General features: G+C 55.1%; 23 protein-coding genes. 15 read left to right on the forward strand and 8 right to left on the reverse strand.

The annotated features are described in order from the left end of the window. Positions 1–245: 245 nt before the first annotated feature. Positions 246–890: a carbonate dehydratase gene (can, locus tag AQS70_RS17355; RefSeq protein ID WP_055103988.1), complete on the forward strand. Its 645-nt coding sequence runs from the start codon at positions 246–248 to the stop codon at positions 888–890. Between the two features lie 218 nt (positions 891–1,108). Continuing rightward, a complete protein-coding gene (locus tag AQS70_RS17360; protein WP_162233911.1) occupies positions 1,109–2,089 on the forward strand; it encodes a YncE family protein in 981 nt (326 codons plus the stop codon). A gap of 86 nt (positions 2,090–2,175) precedes the next feature. On the opposite strand, the gene AQS70_RS17365 is transcribed toward AQS70_RS17360, so the two are convergent. Next, complete coding sequence (locus tag AQS70_RS17365) at positions 2,176–3,594, reverse strand: short-chain fatty acid transporter (protein WP_055103990.1); 1,419 nt, start codon at positions 3,592–3,594, stop codon at positions 2,176–2,178. A 213-nt stretch (positions 3,595–3,807) separates the two neighbouring features. Here AQS70_RS17365 and AQS70_RS23410 point away from each other — a divergent pair, with 213 nt between their 5' ends. The 6 genes from AQS70_RS23410 (at position 3,808) to AQS70_RS17390 (ending at position 10,726) form a co-directional block, all read left to right on the forward strand. Beyond that, on the forward strand, positions 3,808–3,975 hold the full coding sequence (locus AQS70_RS23410) for a metallothionein (RefSeq protein ID WP_082428149.1): 168 nt from the start codon (positions 3,808–3,810) through the stop codon (positions 3,973–3,975). A gap of 131 nt (positions 3,976–4,106) precedes the next feature. Beyond that, the gene (locus AQS70_RS17370) at positions 4,107–4,997 is read left to right on the forward strand and encodes a Dyp-type peroxidase (RefSeq protein WP_055103991.1); all 891 of its coding nucleotides are present in this window, start codon (positions 4,107–4,109) and stop codon (positions 4,995–4,997) included. 119 nt (positions 4,998–5,116) lie between these two features. Further along, complete coding sequence (locus AQS70_RS17375; protein WP_055103992.1) at positions 5,117–7,885, forward strand: ATP-binding protein; 2,769 nt, start codon at positions 5,117–5,119, stop codon at positions 7,883–7,885. Positions 7,886–7,896: 11 nt separating this feature from the next. Further along, complete coding sequence (gene pvrR / locus AQS70_RS17380; RefSeq protein WP_055103993.1) at positions 7,897–9,093, forward strand: response regulator cyclic di-GMP phosphodiesterase PvrR; 1,197 nt, start codon at positions 7,897–7,899, stop codon at positions 9,091–9,093. A gap of 284 nt (positions 9,094–9,377) precedes the next feature. Further along, the gene (locus tag AQS70_RS17385) at positions 9,378–10,028 is read left to right on the forward strand and encodes a response regulator (RefSeq protein WP_055103994.1); all 651 of its coding nucleotides are present in this window, start codon (positions 9,378–9,380) and stop codon (positions 10,026–10,028) included. A gap of 53 nt (positions 10,029–10,081) precedes the next feature. Then, entirely contained in the window at positions 10,082–10,726 is a 645-nt protein-coding gene (locus AQS70_RS17390; RefSeq protein WP_055103995.1) for a response regulator, read from the forward strand. Between the two features lies 1 nt (position 10,727). On the opposite strand, the gene AQS70_RS17395 is transcribed toward AQS70_RS17390, so the two are convergent. The 7 genes from AQS70_RS17395 to AQS70_RS17425 all read right to left on the reverse strand — a co-directional run bounded on the left by AQS70_RS17395 (position 10,728) and on the right by AQS70_RS17425 (position 17,214). Next, on the reverse strand, positions 10,728–11,246 hold the full coding sequence (locus tag AQS70_RS17395; protein WP_241492862.1) for a fimbrial protein: 519 nt from the start codon (positions 11,244–11,246) through the stop codon (positions 10,728–10,730). A 7-nt stretch (positions 11,247–11,253) separates the two neighbouring features. Beyond that, a complete protein-coding gene (locus AQS70_RS17400) occupies positions 11,254–11,736 on the reverse strand; it encodes a fimbrial protein (protein WP_082428150.1) in 483 nt (160 codons plus the stop codon). 36 nt (positions 11,737–11,772) lie between these two features. Continuing rightward, positions 11,773–12,264, reverse strand: a complete 492-nt coding sequence (locus AQS70_RS17405; RefSeq protein ID WP_055103998.1) for a fimbrial protein — start codon at positions 12,262–12,264, stop codon at positions 11,773–11,775. Between the two features lie 20 nt (positions 12,265–12,284). Continuing rightward, on the reverse strand, positions 12,285–13,214 hold the full coding sequence (locus AQS70_RS17410; RefSeq protein ID WP_055103999.1) for a fimbrial protein: 930 nt from the start codon (positions 13,212–13,214) through the stop codon (positions 12,285–12,287). Continuing rightward, entirely contained in the window at positions 13,207–15,837 is a 2,631-nt protein-coding gene (locus tag AQS70_RS17415; protein WP_055104000.1) for a fimbria/pilus outer membrane usher protein, read from the reverse strand. The genes AQS70_RS17410 and AQS70_RS17415 overlap by 8 nt, the downstream gene beginning before the upstream one ends. A gap of 35 nt (positions 15,838–15,872) precedes the next feature. Next, entirely contained in the window at positions 15,873–16,571 is a 699-nt protein-coding gene (locus AQS70_RS17420) for a fimbrial biogenesis chaperone (RefSeq protein WP_055104001.1), read from the reverse strand. Positions 16,572–16,638: 67 nt separating this feature from the next. Continuing rightward, entirely contained in the window at positions 16,639–17,214 is a 576-nt protein-coding gene (locus AQS70_RS17425) for a fimbrial protein (protein WP_055104002.1), read from the reverse strand. A gap of 179 nt (positions 17,215–17,393) precedes the next feature. Between AQS70_RS17425 and AQS70_RS17430 the strand changes: the two genes are divergently transcribed. The 7 genes from AQS70_RS17430 to AQS70_RS17460 all read left to right on the forward strand — a co-directional run. Then, the gene (locus tag AQS70_RS17430; protein ID WP_055104003.1) at positions 17,394–20,642 is read left to right on the forward strand and encodes a hybrid sensor histidine kinase/response regulator; all 3,249 of its coding nucleotides are present in this window, start codon (positions 17,394–17,396) and stop codon (positions 20,640–20,642) included. Between the two features lie 469 nt (positions 20,643–21,111). Beyond that, the gene (locus tag AQS70_RS17435; protein ID WP_055104004.1) at positions 21,112–22,350 is read left to right on the forward strand and encodes an urea ABC transporter substrate-binding protein; all 1,239 of its coding nucleotides are present in this window, start codon (positions 21,112–21,114) and stop codon (positions 22,348–22,350) included. 10 nt (positions 22,351–22,360) lie between these two features. Beyond that, positions 22,361–23,230 (forward strand): ABC transporter permease subunit, encoded by an 870-nt coding sequence (locus tag AQS70_RS17440; RefSeq protein WP_055104005.1) that lies wholly within the window; start codon positions 22,361–22,363, stop codon positions 23,228–23,230. Continuing rightward, positions 23,230–24,255 carry an ABC transporter permease subunit gene (locus tag AQS70_RS17445; protein WP_055104006.1) on the forward strand — a complete coding sequence of 342 codons (1,026 nt, stop codon included), beginning with the start codon at positions 23,230–23,232 and terminating at the stop codon, positions 24,253–24,255. The genes AQS70_RS17440 and AQS70_RS17445 overlap by 1 nt, the downstream gene beginning before the upstream one ends. Beyond that, positions 24,252–24,974 (forward strand): ATP-binding cassette domain-containing protein, encoded by a 723-nt coding sequence (locus AQS70_RS17450; RefSeq protein WP_055104007.1) that lies wholly within the window; start codon positions 24,252–24,254, stop codon positions 24,972–24,974. The genes AQS70_RS17445 and AQS70_RS17450 overlap by 4 nt, the downstream gene beginning before the upstream one ends. After that, on the forward strand, positions 24,967–25,671 hold the full coding sequence (locus tag AQS70_RS17455) for an ABC transporter ATP-binding protein (protein ID WP_055104008.1): 705 nt from the start codon (positions 24,967–24,969) through the stop codon (positions 25,669–25,671). Before AQS70_RS17450 ends, AQS70_RS17455 begins: the two co-directional genes overlap by 8 nt. A 10-nt stretch (positions 25,672–25,681) precedes the next feature. Then, a partial coding sequence (locus tag AQS70_RS17460; protein WP_055104009.1) for an amidase occupies positions 25,682–26,908 on the forward strand: 1,227 nt, incomplete at its 3' end.

Raw genomic sequence — 26,908 nt, forward strand, 5'->3', positions numbered from 1 at the left:
GTTCAACGGCCCGACCGAACCCGAGCGGTCTTCAAGGTCGTCGATCTCGGCGGGTTGTTCTGCCCCATAAGGGCGACGTGAATCAGACATGATCATTCCTCATACTGTGGCGGCTTATTACGATGGACTGTAGCCACGGTTGAAGATTCCACCTAATGGACCGATGGATTTAAAACGCAGACTCCACGTGACCTCGGCCAGCGGTCGGGAGTCAAACTTGCGCATCAACTCTCGAGGTTTACCGCATGAACGAACTACAAGATCTGATTGATAACAACGAGCGCTGGGCCGATGCGATCAAGCAGGAAGATCCTGATTTCTTCGCCAAGTTGGCCCGCCAGCAAACGCCGGAATACCTATGGATTGGTTGTTCGGATGCACGCGTACCGGCCAACGAGATCGTCGGTATGTTGCCGGGTGACCTGTTTGTGCACCGTAACGTGGCCAATGTTGTGTTGCACACCGACCTGAACTGCCTGTCGGTGATTCAGTACGCGGTCGATGTATTGAAGGTCAAACACATTCTGGTCACCGGCCACTATGGCTGTGGCGGGGTGCGTGCCTCTATGCAAAACCAGCAATACGGCCTGATTGACGGCTGGTTGCGCTCGATCCGCGACCTGTACTACGAAAACCGCGAAGTGCTGGCGCAACTGCCTACCGAAGAAGAGCGCGTTGACCGCCTGTGCGAGTTGAACGTGATCCAGCAAGTGGCCAATGTTGGGCACACTACCATTGTGCAAAATGCTTGGCACCGCGGGCAGAAGTTGTCGGTACACGGTTGCATCTATGGCATCAAAGATGGCCGCTGGAAAAGCCTCGACACCACCATCAGCGGGCTTGATCAACTGCCACCGCAATACCGCCTGCGCCCACTGGGCGAGGTGTAAGGTTTGACTAAAAGCCTGTAAGTTCACACCTTACAGGCTTTTAGTTTTTGAAGGATGAATATAGCTATATTTTGATTTTCAATTCGATGTTATTCAGAACCAATCTACCTGCCGAATAATGAATGCAGTAGAACTGGTAGTTCTGACAGTTACGTGCTTGAGTTCGATATGCTTAGATGTCTTTTTGTCAGAACAGTATTAGTGTCTGGAGGATGTCTGTGAGTACATCAAGCGCGTCTAAAAAGTCAGTAAAGAGAGCGAGTTTTATTAAGAGCATTCCTGTGGGTGACAGTCCGTGGGGTGCAGTGGGTGTTGGGAGTGAAGTGTATGTAAGTCGTAGTGAATCTATAGCTGTAAGTGTTATTGATACCAATATTAATGAGGTCGTGGGGGCTGCCATTAATACAGTGAGAAATGTGCGTGATCTGCTACATGACACCAGTGAAGGAAAAGTCTACGCGATTGGTAATGGCAATGACTCAATGGCCGTGATTGATGTTGCTAGCGATAAAAAAGTATCTTTCTATGACACCGTAGTCGGGCCTGACTCATTGGCGCTAAGTCATGACGGGAAGGAGCTCTATATCTGTGGGGATAATGGGATTTCAAGCCAAGTCGGTCGCTACGATGTCGAAAATGATTACAAAAATACGGTGGTTTTTGATGCTGAATTGGCCTTGCAAGGCATTGCCTGTGGTAACCCCTCTCAAACACCTGGGGGTAAGCGCTACCTCTATGTGTGCTCTTTCGCGACGGATGAAATCAGGATTATCGAAGTTGTCGATGCCGAGACGTTAATATTCACTGACCAAGTTATCAAGGTTGGGACCCATCCGAGAGCTATTGCGATAAACGCAGCGGGAACTCATGCCTATGTCGCTAATATGGATTCAAATAATATTTCTGTGATTAATCTGAAGACATACGAAGACATCGTCACAATTGAAGTGGGGGTACGCCCGGGGAAAGTTAAAATCAATCCCGTTACAGGATGGATTTATGTATCAAATTTTGGCGCTATAAATCCCCGTGGTAAAGGCTCCATTTCGATTTTGGATCCTTCTACTCATAAATTTGTTCAAACACTCGAACTCGACGGTACGCCTGTGGGTATTGGGTTCAGTTCGGACGGTCTATATGGCTATGTGTGTATGTGGGATAAGGATGAAGTGCAGGTTTTTGAATTGGATGTTCAATAAACTCGCACCAGACGAGTGACTCATTATTCGTATTCCCACCTTTAAGCTATTGCCTCTCGGGTGGGAACTTATTTTGGAGCAGTGCTTTACGGCATCACGGGCGGCGTGTAGGTCAGCGTCGTCCCCAACGCCCACAGCAACACCAATACCAGCGGCGTATGCACTAATAGCTGCACAAACGAAAAGCCGATCAAGTCCCGCGCCTTTAACCCCAGCACGCCCAGCAGCGGCAGCATGTAGAACGGGTTGATTAGGTTGGGCAAGGCTTCGGCCGCGTTGTAGATCTGCACCGCCCAGCCGAGGTGGTATTGCAGGTCATTGGCGACTTGCATCACGTAAGGCGCTTCGATAATCCATTTGCCGCCGCCCGACGGAATGAAAAAGCCCAAAATCGCCGAGTACACGCCCATCAATACGGCATAGGTGTCGTGAGAGGCGATCTGCACGAAAAAGGTCGAGATGTGATGCGCCAGGGTCTGCCCGTCGGTGCCTTGAACCACTGTCATCAGCGCAGCAATCGAGCCATACAACGGGAACTGAATCATCACCCCGGTGGTGGTCGGCACGGCACTGGCCACGGCGTTCAGAAAACTACGAGGGCGCCAGTGCAATAGCGCGCCGAGCATCAGGAATAAGAAGTTGTAGGTGTTGAGGCCCGAAATAGCGCTGATTGCAGGCTTGGTGGAGAACTCGTGAAACAGCCAACCCGCAGCCAGTAGCACCAGCAAAATAGTTAACAGCGGGCTGTATTCGAGCCACTCGCCGGGGCGTGTACGCGGTGGCAATTTTGGCGTGTTGAAGCTCGGGTCAACGCCGCAGGCCGCCGCGTCACGCGCCGAATCCGGGCCGGGAGCTGTGGCGTATGCGACGATCAATGACACCACCACCAGCGCGGCTAGCATTACGCCGGACTGCCACAGGAAGATGGTTTCTGTGAACGGGATGACCCCGGTTATCGCCAAAATCGAAGGCGGCAAGCTGGCCGGGTTGGCCTGCAACTGCGCTGCAGACGACGACAACCCCAGCGCCCACACCGCGCCCAACCCTAAATAAGCCGCTGCCCCCGCCGCACGGTAATCCATGCGTAGGTTAGTACGGCGGGCCAAAGCGCGAACCAACAGCCCGCCAAACACCAGTGACAGTCCCCAGTTGAGCAGCGAGGCGACCATCGAAATAAGCGCTACCCAGCACACCGCCTGACGACCGTTTTTGGGCACCAAAGCCAGTTTGTCGATCAGTTTGACCGCCGGTGGCGAACTGGCGACCACGTAACCGCCAATCACCACGAAGGCCATTTGCATGGTGAACGGAATCAGGCTCCAAAACCCATCACCAAACGCCTTCGCGGCATCGGTGGGTTTGGCGCCCATTAACAATGTGGCGAGTGCGACGACGATCACTGCAACGGCGGCAAATACCCAAGAGTCGGGAAACCAGCGTTCGGCGAAGTTGGAACAGCGCAGAGCAAAGCGGGCAGAACGACTGTCTGTCATCTCAGCGGCCATGTCAGTACCTCAAATTTCTTATGATTATTGGATGCCCATTGGCTGCGCGAGCGCTCAGGTACACGGCTTGGCAGCGGGGCGGGCGGCTACAGTAAATGAATTTCAAAAGATTTCCGATAGGCTGACCTTTGAACTCTACCTTAGCGGCTACAGTCACTGCTTGTAAGCGACACGCTCGTCGCTTTGAAACGACCTGACCACATGGAGTTGAAAATGAAAGAGCACACGTGTGATTGTCCAAGTTGTAACTGCAAAGTCGGTAGTCACGGGGTTGAGCGCGACGGTAAGCATTATTGCTGCCAGGCATGTGCCGACCATCACCCCAAAGGCCAAGCGTGCACCACCTCAAGCGGCTGCCACTGCGGCGATAAGGCCCCCTAGCGAGTAGTACGCACACGCGCAGCTTCGGGCTGCGCGTTCCCTTAACAGCCTTTTGCTTGTGAGTAGCGGCATAAGTGCGCGTAAGAAAAGTACTCAACGTAGTAAACTCCGGTCTTTCTGAAGGAGTTTCTATGAGTCTTTACCAGCCTGGCATCCTCGCCAAACCGGTGCCTTCACAGGCGCGCTATCTGTTTTTCTCACTCAAGTCTGTAGAAGCGCTACCGGCTGCACTCGACGCCTTGTCGCAGTGGGTTGATGGCAAAAGCGTTGTGGCTGGCTTCGGTTCGCCGCTGGTATTGGCCTTGGGCGCAAAAGTCCCGGGGTTGCGAGTGTTCCCGGCACTGAATGCCGTGGTTGAAAACCCATCGACCCAGCACGCGCTGTGGCTGTGGTTGTGGGGCAATGATCGCGGTGAACTGTTGCATCGCAGCGTGGCGATTGAAAAAGCGCTGGCGTCAGCCTTTAACCTGCTGCAAGCGACCGAGGGTTTCCTCTACAACACCGATCGCGACCTCACCGGCTACGAAGACGGTACCGAAAACCCGTTGGATCAAGCCGCCATTGACGCGGCCATCGTGACCAACGCGGGCCCCGGTCTAGACGGCGGGTCTTTTGTTGCCGTGCAACAGTGGCAGCATGACCTCAATGGTTTTGCAGCCTACCCGCAAGCCGATCAAGACAACATGATTGGCCGCCGCCTCAGCGACAACGAAGAACTGGACGACGCCCCAGAATCGGCCCACGTCAAACGCACCGCCCAAGAAAGCTTCACCCCGCAAGCCTTCACCGTGCGCCGCTCCATGCCGTGGATCGAAAACGGCAAGTCGGGGTTGATGTTCGTCTCGTTCAGCCGCAACTTGAACGCCTTTGAAGTTCAACTGCGGCGCATGAGCGGCATGGAAGACGGCATCGTCGACTCCCTCTACAGCTTCAGCCGCCCGTTGACCGGCGGCTATTACTGGTGCCCGCCGCTCAAAGAAGGGCGTATGGATTTGAGCGCGTTGCGTCCGGCATCACGCTAAACGACTGATCCCTGGAGCAAAACATCAGATTTTGCTCCAGTTCACAGAATGGTCGGCCTGCCGGTGGTTTCAGGAATCGTCTGATTATTTTCATAAAGCTCAAGCGTCAGCCTTGCAGCATGAAAACCACCCCCAAAGCCGCTCGAAAAATTCTTAATGTATTTGCTTATGGCTTGATAGCCGCTGTTTTGGCGGGCTCGTTCGTTTATCTGCGTGCCGTCTTTAATCAAGAAGTCTCGCTGCGCCGCAGTGTTATGAACGAAGCGGTATTCAACGCTCAGGATTTTTTTGTCAGCCGTCAGACCCTGCTCAAGAGTCTGGTGTTATCAGCGGTGCCTGATAAAACCGGCAAAGACGCTTTTATCAGCGTTGATCCCCAAGAAGAAATGAACATCCGTCTAAGCAGCGAGTCGGGTCACTGGAGCATCTGGTTGACCCAGCGGATGCTGGAGTATCTGCGCGAGAGCAAAGTCAATCTGCTCTATGTGCCGCAAACGGAAGACCCTAAAGTCGTGCGCCTGTTTGACGCGTCACACACTCTAGGCCCCTTGCCCAAGATGGTGTTGCAGCGCTTGGAAGATGAGGGCAGCAAACACTTTATAGTGGGCGATGACCTGTGGCTGACGGACAGCAAGGTATTGGATTCACCTTTCTATCTATTCACCCGGCTCGATTCCCGCGACGTAGCGTCTGGCTGGCTAGGCATTGAAGTCGAGGTACCAGACCTTGTCGAAGCGTTGCGCAGTGAAAGTGCTGGCGATTTTATGTTGCTGGACGGCCAAGGGCAGATCATTTTCACTAATGCGGCACAGTCCACGTTGGTCGAATCACTGCACCGGCTTGAACCCAGAAATGCCTTTGGCTTTATCGGCTCAGGGTGGATCCCCGAAAGCTTGGCCATCCGCAAACAGCTGGGGTATTCAGGCTGGCAAATCGTTTATGCCGTCGATATTAAATCCTTACTCCCGGTGTTGGGCTGGCCGTTGCTGGTGTGCGTGCTGTTGGTTATCGCGGTGTGCATTGGGTTGCGCCTGCTCATCGTGCGCTTTGATCGTCGGCTGATCACACCGGGCGAAAAGCGTATACAAGCGCTGATCGAGAGTGAGGCCTTTAACCGCGCCGTGCTGCAAGTTGCCCCCGTCGCTTTATGCGTGATTCGCCGGGTAGATGGCGCTGTGGTGCTGGAAAACTCGCTCTCACAACAATGGCTGGGCAAAGGCACTGAACTCAGCAGACTTTGCCACGGTTGGATTTATCGTGCCTTTGAAGAACATGAGGGGCGCAACAGCGATGAAATCGAAATGGAGGATGGCCGTCTTCTGTACCTGGCTTTTGCGCCGACCCGTTACAACGGGCAAGACGTACTGATTTGCGCGTTCAGTGACATCAGTGCGCGTAAGCAGATCGAGGTCACACTGGAGCGCGCGCGCGAGTTGGCAGATCGGGCCAATGAAGCCAAGACTCTGTTTTTGGCGACCATGAGCCATGAAATCCGCACCCCGTTGTATGGCGTGCTTGGCACGCTCGAACTGCTGGCGCGGACTGAACTCAATGAGCAACAAAACAACTACCTCAGGGCCATCGAGCGTTCTTCTGGCAATTTGTTGCAGTTGATTTGCGATGTGCTTGATGTGTCGCGTATTGAGGCCGGGCAGTTGCAGTTGGAACTTAACACCTTCAGCCCTATGGAGCTGATCGAAGAAGTGGTCCAAGGCTACAGCGGTGCAGCTCAAGCCAAGGGGCTGCAACTGTTCGCCATGATCGACTCGACCGTGCCCGAATGGCTCAGCGGGGACGTCACGCGCATTCGGCAAATTTTGAATAACTTGCTCAATAACGCGCTTAAATTTACCGAAAACGGAAAAATCGTCCTGCGCCTCAAAATGGACAGCCGTGATGATGAGCGCGTCATGCTGCATTGGCAGGTCTCGGACACCGGCAAAGGTATCGCGCATGAAGAACAAGCGCGGTTGTTCGAACCTTTTTATCAAATTGAATCCGCTAAAAATGTCGTGGCGGGTACCGGGTTGGGGTTGTCCATCTGCAATCGCCTCATGCACCTAATGAACGGCAGCATGCGCGTGGTGAGCGAGCCGGGGCTGGGCAGTAGTTTTACCCTGTATTTGCCCTTGGAGCAGGTGCGTGAACCTATGCATTCCCACCCACTGGGCGAGTTATCCCCTGAGGTTATTTACGTGGTATCGCCCCTGCGTGAACTGGCCGAGTGCTATTGCGGCTGGCTACGCCGTTGGGGCGCGCGGGCTCAGTTAGGTGCGCCAAAACCTGGCGAGACAGCCGATCATGCCGTTCTGTTGGAGTTGCATCCAGGCTCTGCCCTGCAACGGCTGGAGCCTGATTGGGCGGGGCCGGTGGTGGTTGCCGCCAGCGACATGACCGTGCCGCTTGATCTGGGCAACAACAGTTGGCATGCCGATATCAATAGTGTGCGCGGCGTGTACCAAGCACTGTGTCACGCACAAGGCATGCGCATTAACAAACCCAGTGATGCTGGCGCCCGTGAACCGGATTTGAAACTGGATCTGCGAATTCTGGTGGCAGAAGACAATGTGATTAACCAGCTGATTTTGCGCGATCAACTCGAAGAGCTTGGCTGCTCAGTGACCTTGGCCTGTGATGGCTTGGAAGCCTTGGGGCAGTGGCAAGAAGGACGCTTCGATCTGGTGCTGACCGACGTCAACATGCCCCGAATGAACGGCTATGAGCTCGCAGCCCAGTTGAGGGCCATGAACGTGACGCTGCCCATTATTGGCGCGACAGCCAATGCCATGCGCGATGAGAGTGAGCGCTGCCTGAGCGCTGGAATGGATCACTGCTTGATCAAGCCTTTTACGCTGCACTCCTTATACAACTGTCTTCAACACTTCTAAAGGAGGGTCCAGTGAAGCCCTATCGTGTCTTGGTCGTTGAGGATCATCCTTTTCAGCATGAGTATTTACTGAATGTGTTCAGTGAGGTGGGCGGCTTTGAAGTTGACACCGTGTGGGATGGAGATGAAGCGTTGGCCAGCCTGATGCGGCATGACTATGACTTGCTACTGACCGACTTACTGATGCCCGTTATGGACGGGGTGCAATTGATCCAGAAAATTGCCGCCCTGAAAAAGCGGCCTGCTTTGGCCTTAATGAGTGCCTCGTCGCGCCGGATGTTAATCAGTGCGGGCCTTGCCGCCAAAAATTTGGGTATGTCGGTGGTCGGTTTGATCTCCAAGCCGGTGGAGTTCAATGCGGTAGTGCGCTTGAAAGAGCGGATGGCGATTTTTCGCATGAACGGTGAAATCGACCCCACGCTGGCCATTGACGTTGACCCGCAGAGCATTGTGCGGGCAATGGACAGTGGCCAGATCCAAGCGTGGTTTCAACCTAAAAAGTCGTTACGCAACGGCACTATCCTCAGCGCAGAAGCGCTGGTCCGTTGGGTTCATCCGCAAGCCGGTGTGTTGTTACCCAAAGACTTTCTATCGCTGTTGATAGAGCAGGGCCTAGAAGAGCAGCTGTTATGGCTGATGCTAGAGAAAACGCTGCAAGCGCAAAGAGAATGGCGGCAGCAAGGTTGGGATATCCCGGTTTCAATTAATTTGCCAACGCATTTACTGGATGACCACGACTTGGCTGATCGCCTACGCGACTTCGTGATAGCCGATGGCGCTGAGCCGCGCAGCATCGTGTTCGAGCTGATGGAAAGCTCCATCACAGAAGAACTCAGCAATTACTACGCAGGCGCGTGTCGGTTACGCATGATGGGGTTTGGCTTGGCGCAAGATGATTTTGGTAAAGGGTTTAGCTCTTACTTCAATTTAGTCTCGACCCCTTTTAGTGAACTCAAGATAGACCGTTCGCTGGTGCATGGCTGTGTCGAGAACGAAAACTTGGCCTCAGCCTTACGCAGCCTGGTCGAGTTAAGTCAAAAACTGGGTCTGACGGTGGTCGCCGAAGGTGTCGAAACTCAGGCAGAGCTGGCCTTTCTTCGCCGTATCGGCTGCGACCAAGCACAGGGTTTTTTGATCTGCGGGGCGGTGTCGTCCGCTGATTTTGAAACTCTTTTGTTCGAGGATAGCTCCAAGCCATCATCGAGCTAGCTGACAGCCAATCATGAGACTACTATCTTTCGTTGAACTCTTTGTATTCAGATAACACTCCGCAAAACGGCTCAGGGAATCAAAGGATCATCGCTTTTTGCAGGCTAACGGGCTGGGGGCTTTAGCCGGTTTTCATGGCCGTTAATACACTCCAGGTTCGTGGTACGTACTTTTGTTCAGCCTTAATCAGTGTTCGCTCGCTCGGTTGGCTGGGAGAGTAGGTAGCTCGTGTTGAAGGCACTCGGCGGTATAGACAGCAGTGGTCATTAATGTGGAGCTAGGCAATGCGCGAATTAAAGGTAGTAATTGCCGATGATCATCCGGTGGTACTGGTCGGCCTGCGCGAGGTGATTCAACGTGATGAGCGTTTCAGCTTGGTCGGTGAGGCGCTAAATTCTTCGCAATTGATTGATCTATTGATGTTGCATCAGCCGGAGGTGGTGATCACCGATTTCAACATGCCCGGTGATGAAACTTACGGTGATGGTTTGCCCTTAATTGAATACATCATTAAGCATTTTGGGGCGGTGAAAATCTTGGTGCTGACCATGGTCAGCAATCAGTTGATTATTTCGCGGCTATTGGAAATGGGGGTGGCGGGGGTCATCGCCAAAAATCACATCCACGAAGAAATCGGCAAAGCCCTGAATGCCTTGAGCAATGGCCGGGCCTATACCACGCCTATGGATCAACCCCTCTCCGTAGTGGCTAACGTAAAAGTCATTGATGAGCGCTTTTCCAATCTTTCGCCACGCGAAGTCGAAGTGTTAAGGCTGTTTGTAGCCGGTAACAGTGTGGGCGAGATTGCTCGGCTGTTGAATCGCAGCGTTAAAACCGTGAGTACTCAGAAAATCTCGGCCATGCACAAACTGGAAGTGCTCAACGATCATGCGTTGCTCACTTACTGCATCAAAGCCGACCCCTTCGAGTCTTAAGGTTTTAGTGGCTGTCCACTGCGTTTTTTTTCAGGTTTGGAGATCACTACGTCATGCCGCAAATGAGGGTCTTATTGGCCGACGATCATCCGATTGTGTTGATGGGCGTGCGCGAAATTATTGAGCGCGACCCGCGGTTCAAGGTCGTGGGTGAGGCAATGAGCTCGTCAGAGCTGATCGCTAAAGTGTCGCAGCTTAGCCCTGACGTCATCATCACCGATTACAACATGCCGGGGGACGAGCAGTACGGCGACGGAACCCGGTTGGTTGAGTACTTGCGTCGACATTTTCCCGAGCCGCGGGTGTTGATTCTTACGGTTATTTCCAACCCGCAAATTTTGACCTGGCTGTATGAGTTGGGCATCAGCGGTGTGATTTCTAAGAACGCGGGGCTGGAGCAAATTCTGGTGGCGCTGGATGCGTTTTATCGAGAGGGCCACTACCAGCTTGATCCGCTTGAAGGCGATACGAGTGCCGACACCGATGAGATCTCGCAGCGGCTCAGTCAGTTGTCGGTCAAGGAGTTTGAAGTGTTGCGTTTGTTTGCCTCAGGCCTAAGCGTGAGTGAAGTGGCGCAAAGCCTGAATCGCAGCATTAAAACCATCAGCACCCTGAAAATTTCTAGCATGCGCAAATTGAATGTCGACAGTGATCAAGCGTTGTTGATTCTGTGCATCAAGGCCAATTTATTTGCCTGATTTACAGATAAATAATTTCCATCAACAACGTTGAGCTGTAACTGCCGATGGCGGGCAGTTCATCAGCCGTCTTCACCGGTCTGACCGAGAGCTTGAGCTGTAACAACGTGTCTTCAACCGGAAAACTCAACTGCTCACCCCACTTCAAATCCAGCAGCTTGGCCACACGGGTGGTGTCGCTAAGGCGTGTTTTCAAGCCCAGTTTGTCGAGGGTGGTACGCAAGGTACTGCTGTCATAGGCGCCATTGCCCGCGCTAAACCTCAGCAGCACTTGGCTGCCTTTGATGCACTGAAAACTAAGGTCCACATCGGTCCACTCGGTGATGTCCGAGCGCAACGAATTAAGGTTCGCCTTAGGAATCTCCACGCTTTGCGACGCCGGAAAACTGGCCGTGCAGGGTGGTTTTATCAGCGTGCCCTTGATATCCAGTGCTGGGGCGTCTGCTGCGCAGTTTGAGGAACTAAAGCTCATAAAGAGTGCAGCCAGCAGTGATAGCCGTAGGCTGATTCTGGCGGTCATGTTCATTTCACAAGTAGTCGATATTAATGATGGCGGAGGCCGAGAAATCGCCTTCGGACAATGCGCCTTGCGCCACTAGTTTTGCCTTCATGCTCAGGTCAACCGTCCCATTGAGGTTGCTCAGGTTTCGCTTTGTTCCCTTGATGTTGATGAGCGAATTGTCACTTTTCCACAGCAGTGAATACCCAAGATTCGCTCTACCGGCAGACGCCACCGTATCCGACAGCGCAGAAGAGGCCGTGACACTGATATTGAGCACTGAGTTGGCTGGGCAGGTCAGGGTTACCGGAACGTCGATTTGCGCAGCGGTGTCTACTTGGTCATAACGCAGGCTGCCAAAGTCCGCGGTCAGCACTTTATTACTGGTCAGTGTGCAGGGCGGACGGGTCAGCGTGCCTTTGACGGTGAGTGTGCTGCTGTCACTGGCCGCAAGCGCTGTGTTAGATGCGAACAGGCCCAGCAATGAGAGAGCTATCAGTTGTTTATTCATGTTCAGTTCCTAAGTAGGATCGGCGGGTGCACGCGCTTACAAGTATTCAATACTGATGACGCTAGAGGCGCTGAACGCCCCCTCGGTGACGGGTGCCAGTGCAGTCAGTTTGGCTCTCATACTCAAATCGACGGTGCCGCTTTGGTTGGTCAGGGTGCGTTTTACGCCTGTTACGTTGACGGCCGAGTTATCGCTGTTCCAGTACATCAGGTAGGCCAAATTGTCCTTCCCTGCATAAGCTTGAGTGGTTGAGCCTTGGAATACACTGTGGGCTTTTACGCTGATGCTCAGTGCCGAGTTGGCCGGGCAGTTCAGGGTGACGGGGATGTTTACCACCGGTGCCGCTGCCGTTTGGTCAGCGCGCATCGTGCCAAAGTTAACGGTCAGTGCTTTGCTGCTGGTCAATGTGCAAGGCGGTCGGGTGAGCGTGCCGCTGACATTCACGGTGACGGTGTCGGTGGCTGCGTTGATGGATGTGCAGACCAAACCACCCAGCAATGCCGCGGCCAACGATAAGCGAAATTTCATGGTCGGGCTCCTAGTTGAGATCAGGGATAGGTGATATTGAGCGTGTATTGACTGGTGAAGTTACCGGTCGGCATAACGCTGGTATTCAATTGCGGGCGAAAGCCCAAACTAATCGTGTTGGCGCCTGTATTCAGGGTGTACCAACGCGGAACATTGAAGTTTACGGGGTAGTTGATATCAGCCCATGTCGCGGCCATCGACAGCCCGGCCAAGGTGGTCGCGGACACCCCCGGGCTACCACTGATCGCCGCTTGGGTTGGCACCAGAGTCGCCGAGGCTCGGATGTTCCCGGTGATGCAGTTCATCGTGACGTTGGCCACTTGCTGGGCAGAGGAGAAGTCGTTGCTGCTGAGCGAGCCAAAAGACAGGTTCATGGTTTTGGGTGAGCCCAAGGAGCAAGCGGGTTGGACAACCCGGTACCTGACATACACGGTCTGAAGGTAGTCGCCCCAGGCTTCATAACCCCGGATGGAGGTGTCAGTCAGCGACACTCTGATCATGTAAGTGCCGGGTGTAACGGAGGCTGTACCTAAAAGCTGGACGTTGTAAGAGAAGGTGTCGCCCACGAACAACTGAACACAACTCCTCGGCATGCACACGGTACTCGCGGTGCCGATAGGCTGCTCAGGCACCAACAAGCCCGAGTTCGTATGGAACACCCGAAGCTTGTTGCCGCTGCCTTGGGTATAGGCCTGGGTGTGCTGTAGCGACGCACCATAGGGATACCAACGCGTGACTCGGCAATTGGCCGTCATATTGGCGGTAAACGCTTGCCCTGGTGGCAGATCACCTAGGTCAATAGTGCCAGTCGTCCCCGTTTGCGTGCAGCTGAGGTTGTTTTCAATCAAGGCAAACGCATGCTGGCTGGCAAACATGAGGAGCATGGAAAGCAGGAGCAAGCTGCCTTTTATCCAGCGTGGGCGATGAGGTAGATCTAGGGCGTCATGCATCAGGTGTACCTTGAGTGTCTGCTGGCGTTGCCAGCTTGGCATCGCAACGGATGTGCAGTTGTCCGATGCCCGTTTCTGAAAGGTCATAGGCACTCAGATCCAAAGCTTTGGAGCACCACGGCTGACCGTTAACGTTGATTTGCAGTCGCGCTTTGTCTGGCACGCCCGTCATAAATACCCGACCTTTGTCTGCCACCATGGCCGTGCTCAGCAACACGCCATTTAGGTCAAACAGCTGAGATTCGGCTGCAAATGGGGCTGGCTTGCCATCGCTGGCGCTGACACTGATCAACAGGCGACGGCCGTTATGGGTTTCAAAATTGGCCAGCACGAAGGCGCCACGATTAGGCGTGACCTCCTGAACCAGATTCGCGATATCGGTGTTGTCCGATAACGAGTCGGTATTAAGCGACACTTTGTTTTTGCGGTAAGGCTGGGCGGATGGAATCACCGTGTAGCCACTGCTGTTGGTTTTGATCCCACTTTTGGTCAGCACGCCGACGTCTGCGGCACCGGGTGTGGCGACAATAATGTTGGTCTCGCCTAATGGCTGGGTAAACATCACGGTGTCGCGAGTGGCCACGACCGCGCCTTCTACCCCGTAGTCCGATTGGCGGGTGTTTTGATCGCGGTTGTAAGAACCATGCCAAATAGCATTCGCCGCGTTGTAACGGGCCGCTATCGAGCTGCCGAGCACACGATCGTCGTCAGAGATCTGTTGGTTAACACCCAGGGTGTAAGCCAGCGAGTCGTCTTGGAAGTGCGAGCCGCTGAAGGTCGCGTTACGGCTGGCATTACCGGCCGAGTCTTGGTTCGTGCTCAAGCCAATACGGTTACTGCTGCCTGGGCTGCCTAACGGAATGCTGACACTCAACGACAGGCTACGAATGTCATCGCCAGTGCCGCTGTTCTGCGCTAAGCCCAAGTTGTACGAAGCGCGGCCGACACTGAAGCTGTAGCCCACTTGAATAGAGGTATTGCTTTGGGAGCGGTTCCAATAATCGGTTTTGGTCAGGTTGGCGTACATGCCGCCATAGCCACCCAGTTGTTGCGAGACGTTAGCGGTAAAACTGCTTTTCATATGGCCACCTAAGTAAGGCGAAAAAGCACCGCTGTTGATTAAAGTGTCATCGACATAGGGCGTCAGCGTGTTATTGGCGCGCGCATCAATGGCTTCGTTAAAGCTGTAGTAACCGCTAGTGGAGTAGCGATAACCCACCAGGCTGAAGCTTGTGTCGGTGATGTCGATGGATTTGGAGTAGCGAAAGCGATACGACTGGCCCGACAGCGTTTTGGAGTCAGTGCCGATGTCATCGCTGATGGCGTGGGTCACGTCCAGCGAAATAGCACCGAAACCGGCGAAGTCATGGGCGAAACCCAAGAGTGCCGATTTGTACTGATCACTGACGATGCTGCCGCCAAACAGGGTGGTGCCTTCCGACAGCCCACGGCGGTAGGTGCCCTGAAAAAAACTCGGTTTCTGCGCGTTCAGGGTTCCATCTGCTGGGCGATATTGGCCCGCCGTCACGCTGTAGCTTTGCTGGCCTTCGCGCAGCATGTACGGCACCGACGAGAACGACTGGACATACACTTGGCGCTCGCCATTAGGGCCCTCGACGGTGACTTCAATGTCACCGTTGCTCGAGGTCGAGTACAGGCCTTTAAGGGCAAATGGCCCGGACGGTACCCACTGTTCGCTGATGACGTAGCCGCGCTGGCGCAAGGTGACCAGTGAGCGGCCGTTGGCCACACCTCGGATAACTGGGGCAAAGTTGCGCGCATCATCGGGCAGCATGTCTAGGTCAGTGGCAATACTCGCGCCACGGTAGGAAATTGTGTCGAACAAATCACTGTCAGTTGAGCTTTCACCGACTGTGGCAATGGCCATCAGGTTGCCCAGATCGCGCTGGACGTAGGTGTCTACCGATTTCCAGTTGCCATCGACGTTGGTGCCTTTTTGCCACGTCGAGAAGTTACGAAAGCGCCAAGCCCCACTGTTAAACCCGCTGTGGACACTGCCGAACTGGGACTGTCGGCTGCCAGTCTGGTTGTCGTAGTTGCTCCCGGAAAAATTGTAATTGGCAAACGCGACCTGCTCGCCGTTATTCCAGTGCTTACGACGGATCTCGAAAGGCACCTCGCCAATAAATGCCTGCGGCACTTGCAGGTTCAACTGCTGCTTATTGAAGTCATAGTCGTAAGTGATGCCGGTCAGTTCGCGGTTGAAGTAGACGCAGTTGTCGCTACTGATATCGGCGTCTTTTAGGCGCGCGGGCTCAATACCTAACTCGGTCAGAGCCTGAAGGCTGAAGCAGGGGAACAGGCCATTAGGTGTTGATACCTGGCTGGCAGTCTCGCGAATAAAGTTCATGTCCCGTTGTTCGATCAGACGGTCATCCACTGACAGATCGACGCGGTAAATGCCCGGCAGTTGGCCTTGGCTCATGGCTTTAACTTGTTCGGCCACTTCGGCAGAAGTGTTGCCGCCGCCAATTTCCAAAAAAGAGGAGTCGAAGCTGTAATCGGCATGCACGGCGGTCGCAGTGAGACCGACTGCACTCAGGCTAACGCTGCTCCAGTTTTTTACTTGGCGCGCGAAGGCGCACATGCGCTCTCGCAACATGAGGTGGTCCTTCTATTCGGCTAAACGTTCAGGGATTAATGAAGGGTGACGGGTGTTGCTTTGACGGTGCTGCCGTATTCGTTGATGTAGGTGAGCTCCAGCGTGTCGCTGTTTTTCAGCGGTATCGCCGTGGTAACGGTACTGCCGGGTTTGATCACCTCGGGCATGCCTTTGCTGGCCGTGTTGTTAATCAGCAAATCACTGACGACCACGTTAAAACCTGATGGGTTTTGGACGGTTAATTTCCCGCCATCAGCGCGCCATTGCAGATTTTTCACCGCATCTTCAAGAGAACCTTGCAGGCCGGCGGGGCGATAAAACAGTTTGATGGTGGTTTTGAGCGCAATCTGTAAAACGTTCTGATTGCTTTGCTCGCTGCTCTTGGCCGGGATCGCTTTAACGTTCAGGAAAAACAGGCTTTCTTTATCGGTTGGCAGTTTTTGCACATCGGTAGCAATGATGCGCAGGATGTTCTGGCCTTTGGCGTCCAGACGGAACAAAGGCGGGGTGATGATAAATTCATCCGCGCTGTCGTCTGGGTTGTCGTAAGGGCTGACCCATGACTGCACCAAGTAGGGCACGCCGTCTTCGCCAGAGTTGGAAAGTGAAAGGTTGGCTTCCTTTTCCTTACTTTGGTAAATCACCCGGGTGGCGCCCACATTAACGCCCGCTTGAACGTGCGGCAGCCAAAAACCTGCTGCCAAGGCCAAAAAGGCCGCAACTTTTAAACGCATTAAAATGTCCTCTGTTCAACGCTAGAGCCCGTGTTAAGCCACGAGCTCTTGCGTTAAAAAACACGCGTTACTTGTAGGTAACGTCGAAGGTAGCCAGCGCGTTGACGGTACCGGTACCGATACCGCGGGTATCTGGAGCGCCTTCAGCACCTTGGGTGTCAGCAACCAGACGTACGTAGGACGCTGTGAAGTCGAAGGTGTTGGATTGAGGGCGCAGCACGTAATCGGTGCTGGCGGTGTTCAACGGCAGTTTGTCGCCAGTACGTGCGTCGGCGATTTGGATACCCAAGCCTTTGACTTGGTTAGAGCCGACCATACCCAGTACGGTCGCGTCGGTTGCAGCTTGTTGGCCGCTGAATTTGATGGAAGCGTTTTTCAGGGTCGAACCGCTGCAGTTTTCCAGAGAGATCGAGAACGGAGTCTCACCGGCAGTCGCGCCAACCGTGTTCGCGAAGTCAGCGATACGGACTTGGCCCATATCAACCGATTTCTTAACGCTTTCACTGTTGATGGTGCAGGCGTTATCGTTGATCACACCGGTGAACTCGACTTGACCATCAGCGGCTTGCGCAGTCGCTGCTGCCATCGCGATCAGCAGGGTTGAACCGCACAGTGCCGTGAATTTGCCAACTGTTTGAAACATGAGAGATACCCTCTACAAAAGTTATGTGTCATATCCATTTTTAATAGTTCCCCCTGTTAACGGCTGGCCGCAGCAGGTGACGCACAGGATGCAATGATCGGGAGGTAACCCCCATCAGACGATTCCTGTTCTAAGCCGCACAACATTTTTGGGCTGTAATGCCCCTGACAGGCTCTCTCATGAAGCAAGCAAAAGTACGTATCGGTGCACTGGCACTGAGCTCTCTCAGACTCAACAACCTGCTGCTGGTGCTAACCGGGCTGGCTTTGTTGTTGGTGAGCATGAGTTATTGGGCGGTTAACCGGGTGTTGAAGGAGGAGGGCGAGAAGATCGACTTTCACTTTGCACGGCTCATGGAAAGCGTTCATGAGCATGAAGATTTCTTACGCGACGCAGCACAGAGCTACAGCCAAGACAGTGATGACTTGTTGACGAACAGTAAGCCGCGATCTCATATCGAGCTCATGCGCCAAGACGGGGAGCGCTTATTTCAAAATCGAGATACAGCCAAATCTCTACCGTTTACGGTCAGCCAGCGCGATCAGTTCACCTCAGCTGAAATGGCAGGAGTGAACTCGTTTGGGGTGCAGATAACCGATCTTTTTGCGGCCTACTGGTCGGACTCTCCTTACGCGGGGCCACAAGTCTTTATCTTTTCGCCTACCAATCAGTTCACAATCGCAGTGCCTGGGATTGACGGTGCTCGCAAGTTTCCATTGCTGCAAAAGTACAATTTTTTTGATGTCACCAAACGGCTTTATGACCAGCTGATAGAGCGGCGCCAGTTGCTTGGGAACAATCAATTGCAATGGATGAAAGCCCCGGTGGGCCTTATTCAAAAGCGCAAGTACATTGTGGGTGCTATTGGTATCGACCTTTCTCAGCGTTTTTTACCGGCATCTGGAGATAACCATTCGATCATTCTGACGGCCCTCTTGGACGTCAGTGATATCAGTGATCTTGAGCGGTTGCTGATGCGACCTAGCAACAGCCGTTTGACCTTGATTTCGCCGGACGGTGAGGTACTGCTCGGTAGCGATACGCATGTGCAAACGTTGCCGTTGGGTCTGAGCTTTGAGCCTGACGGTTTGCATTTTAAATTGAGCTCGGGTGGGCCGGCCCCCTGGACCGGTTTGTACACCATCAGTTACCAGAACTTCTTTGGTTACGCTAAGTGGTCACTGCTGGGCACAGTGGGTCTGATCTTGCTATTTGCGTTGATTGGCTGGCGCGTCAATCGCTGGTATCGCTCGCAGATCATTCAACCCGCCCAGCGCGCCAACCAGTCATTGGCTGAAAGCGAAGAGTTTAACCGGGTCATGTTGGACAGCGCACCTGTGGGCTTGTGTGTAGTACAACGTGGCTCTGGCGTCGTTTTACTGGAGAATCAGCGTGCCCAGCAATGGCAAGGCACGCCTGAGCTGATTGCGCTGGTCAAGCGCGATTACGCCAACAGCGATTTGGGTGAGCATCAGCTTGAAGTTGCCGGTCGTTACCTTCAGGTGAGTTTTGCATTCACTCGCTACAAAGGCAGTGACGTCGTGCTCTGCGGCTTTAACGACATCACCCGGCATGTCGAGGCAGCCAACATGATGGAGCAAGCGCGTCGCTCGGCAGACGAAGCGAGTAAAGCCAAGACCATGTTTCTGGCCACCATGAGCCACGAAATCCGCACGCCTCTGTACGGGATGCTGGGCAATATTGAGTTGTTGGAGCTCACCGCGCTCAGCAAGCGCCAGCATGAATACTTGCAGACCATTCAGCGCTCCTCGGCGGTGCTTTTTCAACTCATCAGTGATGTACTGGATGTGTCGAAAATCGAGTCCGGGCAAATGGCGCTCCAACTTAATGCCTTCAGCCCCTTGGATGTGCTTGAAGACGCCGCACGCAGTTATGCCGCAGCGGCAAGCAGCAAAGGTCTGAAACTATACAGCTGTGCTGACGCTTCTCTACCGCCCCTTGTGTATGGAGATGCCGCTCGCCTGCGGCAAATCATTAACAACTTGCTGGGCAACGCAATCAAGTTCACAGACGCTGGCCGTGTCGTCCTCAGGCTGAAAGTCGCACGTGCTGCTAACGATCACGTGTCTTTACACTGGCAAGTCACCGATACCGGCGTCGGGATCAGCGAGCAGCAACTGTCCCACCTGTTTAAGCCTTTTTCCCAAGTGGCCGGGAGCGAACGAGCGGGTGGCGCGGGGCTGGGTTTATCTATCTGCGCCAAACTCAGTGAAATGATGGGGGCTCACTTACGCGTCGTCAGCGAACCCGGATTAGGCAGCAGCTTCTCGCTGCACATCGACCTACCTATTGTCGCGGGCTCGTTGGATAACAGCTCGGAAATTGACCTTGAAGGCATCAACGTTTATGTGCGCGCTCCGCTCAAGGACCTGGCCGAAAGCCTGATCGACTGGCTTAACCACTGGGGCGCGCGTGCGCAGCTTCTCCCGCCCGCAGGGGCTAAAGACGAGACGGCGATCTTACTGGAGGTCGATCCCGATCTCTCACTTGCACAGACTTGGCCGGGGGCGTGCGTCATTGCGACGGACACCGGCAGCAGCCAGCCGCAGCCCACAGCGCGAGGTTGGGAGGTTAATGGCTATGACATTCGAGCCATTGCCAGAACCTTGATGCAAGTGTCCCAAGGCACTGCTTCGCAACAGATAGCCAGTGTTTCTCAGCCGGTCTCCAGCATGGGGTTGAGTGTGCTGGTGGCGGAGGACAACCCGGTTAATCGCGAGCTTCTAAAAGAGCAATTACAAGCGCTTGGTGTCCAGGTAACGTTAGCCGAGGACGGCCTGCAAGCCTTGTTGCGTTGGCACGAAGGGGCGTTTGATTTGGTGATTACCGACGTCAACATGCCTAAGCTCGATGGCTATCGACTGACTCAGCGCCTACGCGAGCTTAACGCCGACATCCCTATTATCGGTGTGACCGCCAATGCCATGCGCGAAGAGGGCGAGCATTGCCTTGCTGCCGGGATGAGCGCCTGGCTGGTCAAGCCCTTAAGCCTGAAAACCCTACGCCAAACGTTATCCGCTTATTGCAAGCAATCGGAGTTGGCGAACTTGGCTGCAGAAGGTATTCCAAACCTAGCAACTAGCCCCGACGACTTAGACGGCTGGATTACGCTTTCGCCTGCCATGCACCGGCTGTTTATCGCGACCATGCAAGAAGACTTGGCCCAAGCGGAGGCGGCCTTGCGAGCGTCTAATACCTCAAAACTGGTCAGTTACTTACATCGAATCAATGGCTCATTAGCCACAGTAGGTGCTCGAGACTTAGCGGCCGCATGCAATACGAGCGAAGTCATTTTGATGCATGAACCCTTAAACCCAGAGTCCGGTGAAGCGGTTGAAGCGTTGTTGAAACGCTTACACGTGGCAGTGTCTCGAATGGTCGAGGGGGGGCTGTACCCGACCCAATAGGCGGTATTTTCACGGGCTTACGAGGTATCGCTGCACGGGCGCATACTTCGTAAGTTTCAGAACCTCGACAGCATCGCCTACGCTCCAAACGTGTGCGCTAAGTGCGTAGATTCTACCCAGGTGACATTTTTTAGCGCGCACCACGCGGTTGGGTTTATTAAAAACCCTTTTAAATCAGCTGGATAGATTTTGGTCTAAAACTTGCTTTCGATACATAGCCGCCTCTAGCGGTGTTCGTTTCCCCCATCAGATGGTGGGTGACTCAGCCTCAACGATGCGGCTGCTGTCTCCAAGTGAAGCGACTCACACCTCCAGCCGACAGCGTCGTCGGTATGTGAAATCAGGCTCTTCTTTCCCCCCGCCTGTATTTCTACCAGACCTTTGTTCCTCTATCGCCGCTGGCCTCCCTTTGGGTCGCTTGAGCTTAGCTGCCATTGCGGTGCGGATCTGGATTCCAGGAATTTCTCAAATGGCTATGAATCGTCGTGCTTTCTTGCGTACGTCCGCTATTTCTGCGGCAGCTATGTCTGCCTTGAGCTTGAAGAGCTTCTCGGCGTTTGCTGCTGAGGACGCGATCAATATTGCGTCGCTCTACGACAACTCTGGTGGCTTAGACATTTACGGCAAACCCATCGTCGACGCCCTGACGTTTGCGGTTGAAGAACTCAACAGCGCGGGCGGCTTGCTCGGGCGCCCACTGAACCTGATTAAGTACGACACTCAGTCCAACATGCAGCTCTACGCGCAATACGCGCAACAGGCCGCGCTCAAAGACCGCGCTGCGGTGGTGCACGCCGGTATTACTTCGGCCTCGCGCGAAGTGGTGCGGCCAGTGCTGGATCGCTACAAAACGCTATATTTCTACAACAACCAGTACGAAGGCGGCGTGTGTGACCGTAACTTCTTTGGCACCGGCGTTACCCCCGGGCAGACCGTCGAGAAGCTGGTGTCGCATGTCACTCAAAAGTGGGGCAAGAAGGTCTACATCGTAGCCGCCGATTACAACTACGGACAGATCGTAACGGCGTGGGTCAAGAAGTACGTGGAGCAGGCGGGCGGGCAAAGCGTGGGCATTGAGTTTTTCCCGTTGGACGTGACTAACTTCGGCGCGACCATCTCGAAGATCCAAGAAGCCAAGCCAGATTTCGTCTGGTCGGCGCTGGTGGGCGGCGCGCACATGTCGTTCTATCGCCAATGGAAAGCCGCAGGCATGACCGGCAAGTTACCGATTGCCTCCACAACGTTCGCAGGTGGCAACGAGCACATTGTGCTCTCGCCCGAAGAAAGCAACGGCATCTTGATTTGCCAGAACTATGTGCAAGAGCTGGCCACGCCTCAGAATCAGGCATTTGTCGAACGCTTCCACCAGCGCTTTGGCGCGAACTACCCCTACATCACCGAACTGGCGATGGGCGCTTACCAAGGCATGATGCTGTGGGCCGAAGGTGTGCGTCAGGCCGGGACGGTCGAGCGCATGGCGGTCATTGAGGCGCTGGAAAAAGGCATCAGCCTAGACCTGCCTAGCGGCAAGGTCAGCGTGGATCCGGCCACCCATCACTGCGTACTCGATGTGCACATCGCTGAGGTCCGCGACCGTCGTTTGGAAGTGGTCCAGAGCTTTGTTCAGCAAGCGCCTTCGGACACCGCCGCAGTGTGCGACTTGGTGAAAAATCCACGTGACGCCAAACAATACAGCCTCGCGCTGTAAGGAGACGGACATGGATTGGGCTGCCATTTTTTCCCTGCAAATTGTGGGTGCCATCGCCACGCTGGTGCTACTGAGCATCGGTTTGGCGGTGGTGTTCGGGATGATGAAAATCATCAACCTGGCCCACGGTGAATTCATGATGCTCGGCGGTTATGTCGCTGTGCTCGCCACCCATCACCTGCACGTGCCCATTTGGATTTCAATTCTGGTGTTGGCACCCCTGAGCGTGGGGGTGTTCGGCATGTTGGTGGAGCGTCTGCTGGTGCGCCATCTGTACGGGCGCATGATCGACACCATGCTCGCCACCTGGGGGCTGAGCCTGGCGCTGACAGGGGCCGCAACGATGCTGTTTGGTAACACAACGGTGGGCATCAGTTCGCCACTGCCGGGGATCACCCTCGGCGCGTATCAAACCAGCGGTTACGGTTTGTTTGTGATCGGTGTGGCGGTGGCCGTGCTGTTGGGCATGTGGGCGCTGCTGCGGTTTACCCACTTTGGGCTGTGCGCTCGCGCCACCATGCAAAACGCCAAAATGGCCGCCGCCCTGGGGGCAAACCCCGGGCGCATCTATAGCCTGACCTTTGGCCTCGGCGCGGCGCTTGCCGGTTTGGGCGGTGCCGTGCTGGCACCGCTCACAGGCGTGATACCCACCCTGGGCGCGAGTTACATCGCCAAGGCGTTTATCACCGTGATCGGGGGCGGCAGCGCAGTGATCACCGGGACGTTGAGCGCCGCCAGCGGTTTTGGCGTGATCAGCCAAGTGGTGACGTTCTTCAGCACCCCGGTGTTCGGTGAAGTGGCGTTGTTGTTGGCGGCTATTGTGTTGATTCGGATCCTGCCCCAAGGCATTACCGGTCGTTTCTTTCGGAGGGCGTTCTAATGCCTATTGATATCCGTACGCTGTTGCCCGTGCTCGGCTGCGCCTTGGCCGCCGTGCTGGTGGCGGTCCTGCCGCAGTGGTTGGACCTGTTTACTTTGCTTTCGCTGACCATCTACTTGGTGATGGCCTTGTTGGCGCTGAGCCTAGCGTTTATCTGGGGGTTTGGCGGCATCTTGTGTTTTGGTCAAGCGGCCTTTTTTGGGTTGGGGGCTTACGCCTACGCCATCGGTGTCATCAATTTAGGCGATAGCACTTGGCCGGTGCTGCTGGCGATCGCGGTGCCCGCGCTGGTTGCGGCGGCCATGGGTTATTTCATGTTCTACGGTGGCATCAGCGATGTGTACTTGGGCGTGATTACGCTGGCGTTTACCTTGATTTTGTTCAACGTGATGAACTCCACTTCAGGCTCCGAGTACCACATCGGCAGCGCATTGCTTGGCGGTTTCAACGGCATCCCGGCGATACCAACCCTCAATGTGCCGTTTGACCCAGATCGCGTTTTGGAGCCCGAGAGCCTCTTCCAAGTAATCGGCGGTGCGCTGATTCTGTGTTACCTAGGCTTGCGTTGGCTGCTCGCCAGCCGCTTCGGCAAAGTGGTGGTAGCGATTCGCGAGAACGAACAACGCGCCGGGTTGCTGGGGTATGACACGCGTCTGCACAAGTTAATTGTGTTTAGCCTAGGCGGCGCGATTGCTGGGCTGGCGGGTTGCCTGTTCGCCAACTGGGGGGCATTCGTCAGCCCCGGTGTGTTCGGTCTGGCGCAGTCGGCGCAGATCATCATTTGGGTGATTGTGGGTGGGCGCGGTACGTTGTTCGGACCTATCTTGGCCTGCATCGGCATTCAGGCGCTGATGGCGCGCTTGGGCGAGCAACAGCAAGTAGACAGCGGCTTCGTGCTGGGTCTGATTCTACTGGCCTTCGTGATGCTCCTGCCGCGTGGTTTGCTGCCTGCATTGAGCAGCGTTGTGAGACGTGTTTTTCAACGCCGCCCCAAAGTGATCTCGGCACAGGAGCGCGCGCTATGAGCCTGCTAGAGACTCAAGGCTTGGGCGTCAGCTTCGGCGGCGTGCATGCGGTCAAAGCGGTGGATTTCACCCTGCAAAGCGGTGAACTGCGCTGCTTGATCGGGCCTAACGGCGCCGGCAAAAGTACCTTTTTCAAGATGCTCAGTGGCCAACTCAAACCCACGCGTGGCGCGTGCCACTTCAAGGGCCAGCGAATTTCCGGGCTTGCGCCGCACCAAGTGGCGCGTCTCGGTATCGGCATCAAGACCCAAGCGCCTAGCGTCTTCGACGGGCTGGATGTGCTGGAAAACCTGCGTTTGGCCGCCAGCCGTCGCCAAGCACCCGATGAAGCACGGGCAACGGCCGAGCAGACTCTTGAACGCATCGGCTTGGTCGACCTGCGCTCGTGTTTGGTGGGCGACTTGGCTCACGGCCAACGCCAATGGGTGGAGTTGGGCATGATCCTCGCCTCGCGCCCAGAGTTGGTGCTATTGGACGAGCCTGCCGCTGGCATGACTTATCAGGAAGTGCGCAAAACCGCCGCGCTGATCAAAGAAATCAATGCCCACAGCACCGTGGTGGTGGTCGAGCACGACATGGAATTTATCCGTTTGATTGCTGGCATCGTCACCGTCTTCAACCAAGGCGAGATTCTGGCCCAAGGCAGCTTTGCCGAGGTGACCCAAGACCCGGCCGTGCGTGAAGCGTACTTAGGCAAGCAGGAGATCAAACATGCTTGAAGTCTGTGGTTTATCTACCGGTTACGGCCGCATCCCGGTGTTGCGAGACATTCGCATGAACTGTGCAGCCAATACCTGCGTCGGCGTACTGGGGCGCAACGGCATGGGCAAAACCACCTTACTGCGTGCGCTGATGGGCGAGTTGCCGGCCATGGGCGGCAGCTTGCAGTTTGCCGGCGAAGACTTGACCAAGGCCGCCGCACACCAGCGCGCTCGTGCCGGTATCGGCTACGTGCCTCAGGGGCGGCAGATTTTTCCGTACCTCAGCGTGCGCGAAAATCTGCGCATGGGCTGCGTGAAGGACTTCGCCGGTGCAGACGCTACCATCGAGCGCATCTTGGCGTATTTCCCGCGTTTGCAACGCTTACTCGACCACCCCGGCGGCGCGCTGTCGGGCGGTGAACAACAGTTATTAGCTTTGGCTCGTTGCCTGTGCGGCGACCCAAAAATCATTTTGCTGGATGAACCCACTGAGGGCATTCAGCCGTCGATCTGTGACGAAATTATTGAAACCCTTCAGCGCCTGCGCGTGGAGCACAACTTGGCGGTGATCTTGGTGGAACAGGACATTGAGTTTCTAAGTGCCTTGTCCGACCGCATCCTGATCATCGAGAACGGCCAACTGGTGGATGAGGTCAACCCGGCCCACACCAGCCCCGAAGCCATTGCTGAGCGCTTCATGGGTTTTCATTCATAAGGAATCTGTCATGTCTATTCAACGCCCTAACTTGGCCGACCTCACGGATGTCAGCCGCAGCCTTGGCCTAGAAGTGCCTGAGTCGTTGCTGGATGAATACGCCGGGATTCTTGAGGCTGTCTGGCAAGATTACGATCGCCTCGATGCTATCTCCCGCCCGCCGTCGGCCCCACGCTACCCACGAATGTCAGGCAAAGAGCCTGAACACAATCCCTACAACGCATGGTACGTGCGCACAGAGATTCAGGGCGCGGCAACCGGCAAGCTGCTCGGTAAGCGTGTGGCCCTCAAAGACAATATTTGCTTGGCTGGCGTGCCGATGATGAACGGTGCCTCGACCTTGCACGGCTATGTGCCGGATATCGACGCCAGCGTCGCCACCCGCGTACTGGACGCCGCCGGGCAGATTCTAGGCAAGGCCCATTGCGAGTTTTTTTGCGTGTCGGGCAGCAGCCATACCAACGCCACCGGGGCAGTGCATAACCCACGTAATCCGGGGCACTCCACGGGCGGTTCGTCTTCTGGGTGCGCGGCTTTGATCGCCGCGGGCGAAGTGGATCTGGGCATTGGTACAGACCAAGGTGGCTCGGTTCGTATTCCGGCGGCCTATTCCGGCATCTACGGGATGAAACCGACCCATGGGCTGATCCCCTACACCGGCATCATGTCGATTGAGATGACCCTCGACCACGCGGGCATTATGAGCGCCAACCTTGCTGATAACGCCTTGCTGTTGGAGGTGCTGGCCGGTGCTGACGGGCTCGACCCACGTCAGGACCGCGTCGTGCCGACCCAAGCCTATACCCAAGCGCTGGGCAAGGGCTGTGCTGGCCTACGCATTGGCGTGGTGCGCGAGGGGTTTGGGCACGTCAATAGCGAAGCCGATGTGGACGCGGCGGTGCGCCGGGCAGCCGCGCTGTTTGAAGACTTGGGTGCGCAGGTCGAGGACATCTCGATCCCGTTGCACGCACTGGGCCATGCGATCTGGACGCCGATTGCAGTGGAGGGCACCACGCAGTTACTGCGCGGCTACAATCACGGCTCGAACTGGAAAGGCCAGTATGTGGAAAGCCTGATGAGCGCGCAGCAGGGCTGGCAGAGTAAGGCGGGGCAATTCCCCCATGACCTGAAAACCTGCCTGCTGGCGGGCGAGTATGCGTACACGCGCTTTGGCGGCCGGTATTACGCGAAGGCCCAAAACGCCGCGCGGCAGTTACGCGCCGCCTACGACCAACAC

This window comes from Pseudomonas endophytica (assembly GCF_001411475.1).
Classification (GTDB): Bacteria; Pseudomonadota; Gammaproteobacteria; order Pseudomonadales; family Pseudomonadaceae; genus Aquipseudomonas; species Aquipseudomonas endophytica.

Excerpts from the sequence above, each read along its gene's own strand:
- AQS70_RS17440 (WP_055104005.1), top strand. The coding sequence starts at position 22,361 with ATGGATTGGGCTGCCATTTTTTCCCTGCAAATTGTGGGTGCCATCGCC.
- AQS70_RS17395 (WP_241492862.1), bottom strand. The coding sequence starts at position 11,246 with ATGACCGCCAGAATCAGCCTACGGCTATCACTGCTGGCTGCACTCTTT.
- AQS70_RS17455 (WP_055104008.1), top strand. The coding sequence starts at position 24,967 with ATGCTTGAAGTCTGTGGTTTATCTACCGGTTACGGCCGCATCCCGGTG.
- AQS70_RS17435 (WP_055104004.1), top strand. The coding sequence starts at position 21,112 with ATGGCTATGAATCGTCGTGCTTTCTTGCGTACGTCCGCTATTTCTGCG.
- AQS70_RS17450 (WP_055104007.1), top strand. The coding sequence starts at position 24,252 with ATGAGCCTGCTAGAGACTCAAGGCTTGGGCGTCAGCTTCGGCGGCGTG.
- AQS70_RS17430 (WP_055104003.1), top strand. The coding sequence starts at position 17,394 with ATGAAGCAAGCAAAAGTACGTATCGGTGCACTGGCACTGAGCTCTCTC.
- AQS70_RS17405 (WP_055103998.1), bottom strand. The coding sequence starts at position 12,264 with ATGAAATTTCGCTTATCGTTGGCCGCGGCATTGCTGGGTGGTTTGGTC.
- AQS70_RS17400 (WP_082428150.1), bottom strand. The coding sequence starts at position 11,736 with ATGAATAAACAACTGATAGCTCTCTCATTGCTGGGCCTGTTCGCATCT.
- AQS70_RS17425 (WP_055104002.1), bottom strand. The coding sequence starts at position 17,214 with ATGTTTCAAACAGTTGGCAAATTCACGGCACTGTGCGGTTCAACCCTG.
- AQS70_RS17390 (WP_055103995.1), top strand. The coding sequence starts at position 10,082 with ATGCCGCAAATGAGGGTCTTATTGGCCGACGATCATCCGATTGTGTTG.
- AQS70_RS17385 (WP_055103994.1), top strand. The coding sequence starts at position 9,378 with ATGCGCGAATTAAAGGTAGTAATTGCCGATGATCATCCGGTGGTACTG.
- AQS70_RS17410 (WP_055103999.1), bottom strand. The coding sequence starts at position 13,214 with ATGCATGACGCCCTAGATCTACCTCATCGCCCACGCTGGATAAAAGGC.
- AQS70_RS17365 (WP_055103990.1), bottom strand. The coding sequence starts at position 3,594 with ATGGCCGCTGAGATGACAGACAGTCGTTCTGCCCGCTTTGCTCTGCGC.
- AQS70_RS17445 (WP_055104006.1), top strand. The coding sequence starts at position 23,230 with ATGCCTATTGATATCCGTACGCTGTTGCCCGTGCTCGGCTGCGCCTTG.
- can (WP_055103988.1), top strand. The coding sequence starts at position 246 with ATGAACGAACTACAAGATCTGATTGATAACAACGAGCGCTGGGCCGAT.
- AQS70_RS17415 (WP_055104000.1), bottom strand. The coding sequence starts at position 15,837 with ATGTTGCGAGAGCGCATGTGCGCCTTCGCGCGCCAAGTAAAAAACTGG.
- AQS70_RS17375 (WP_055103992.1), top strand. The coding sequence starts at position 5,117 with ATGAAAACCACCCCCAAAGCCGCTCGAAAAATTCTTAATGTATTTGCT.
- AQS70_RS23410 (WP_082428149.1), top strand. The coding sequence starts at position 3,808 with ATGAAAGAGCACACGTGTGATTGTCCAAGTTGTAACTGCAAAGTCGGT.
- AQS70_RS17370 (WP_055103991.1), top strand. The coding sequence starts at position 4,107 with ATGAGTCTTTACCAGCCTGGCATCCTCGCCAAACCGGTGCCTTCACAG.
- AQS70_RS17420 (WP_055104001.1), bottom strand. The coding sequence starts at position 16,571 with ATGCGTTTAAAAGTTGCGGCCTTTTTGGCCTTGGCAGCAGGTTTTTGG.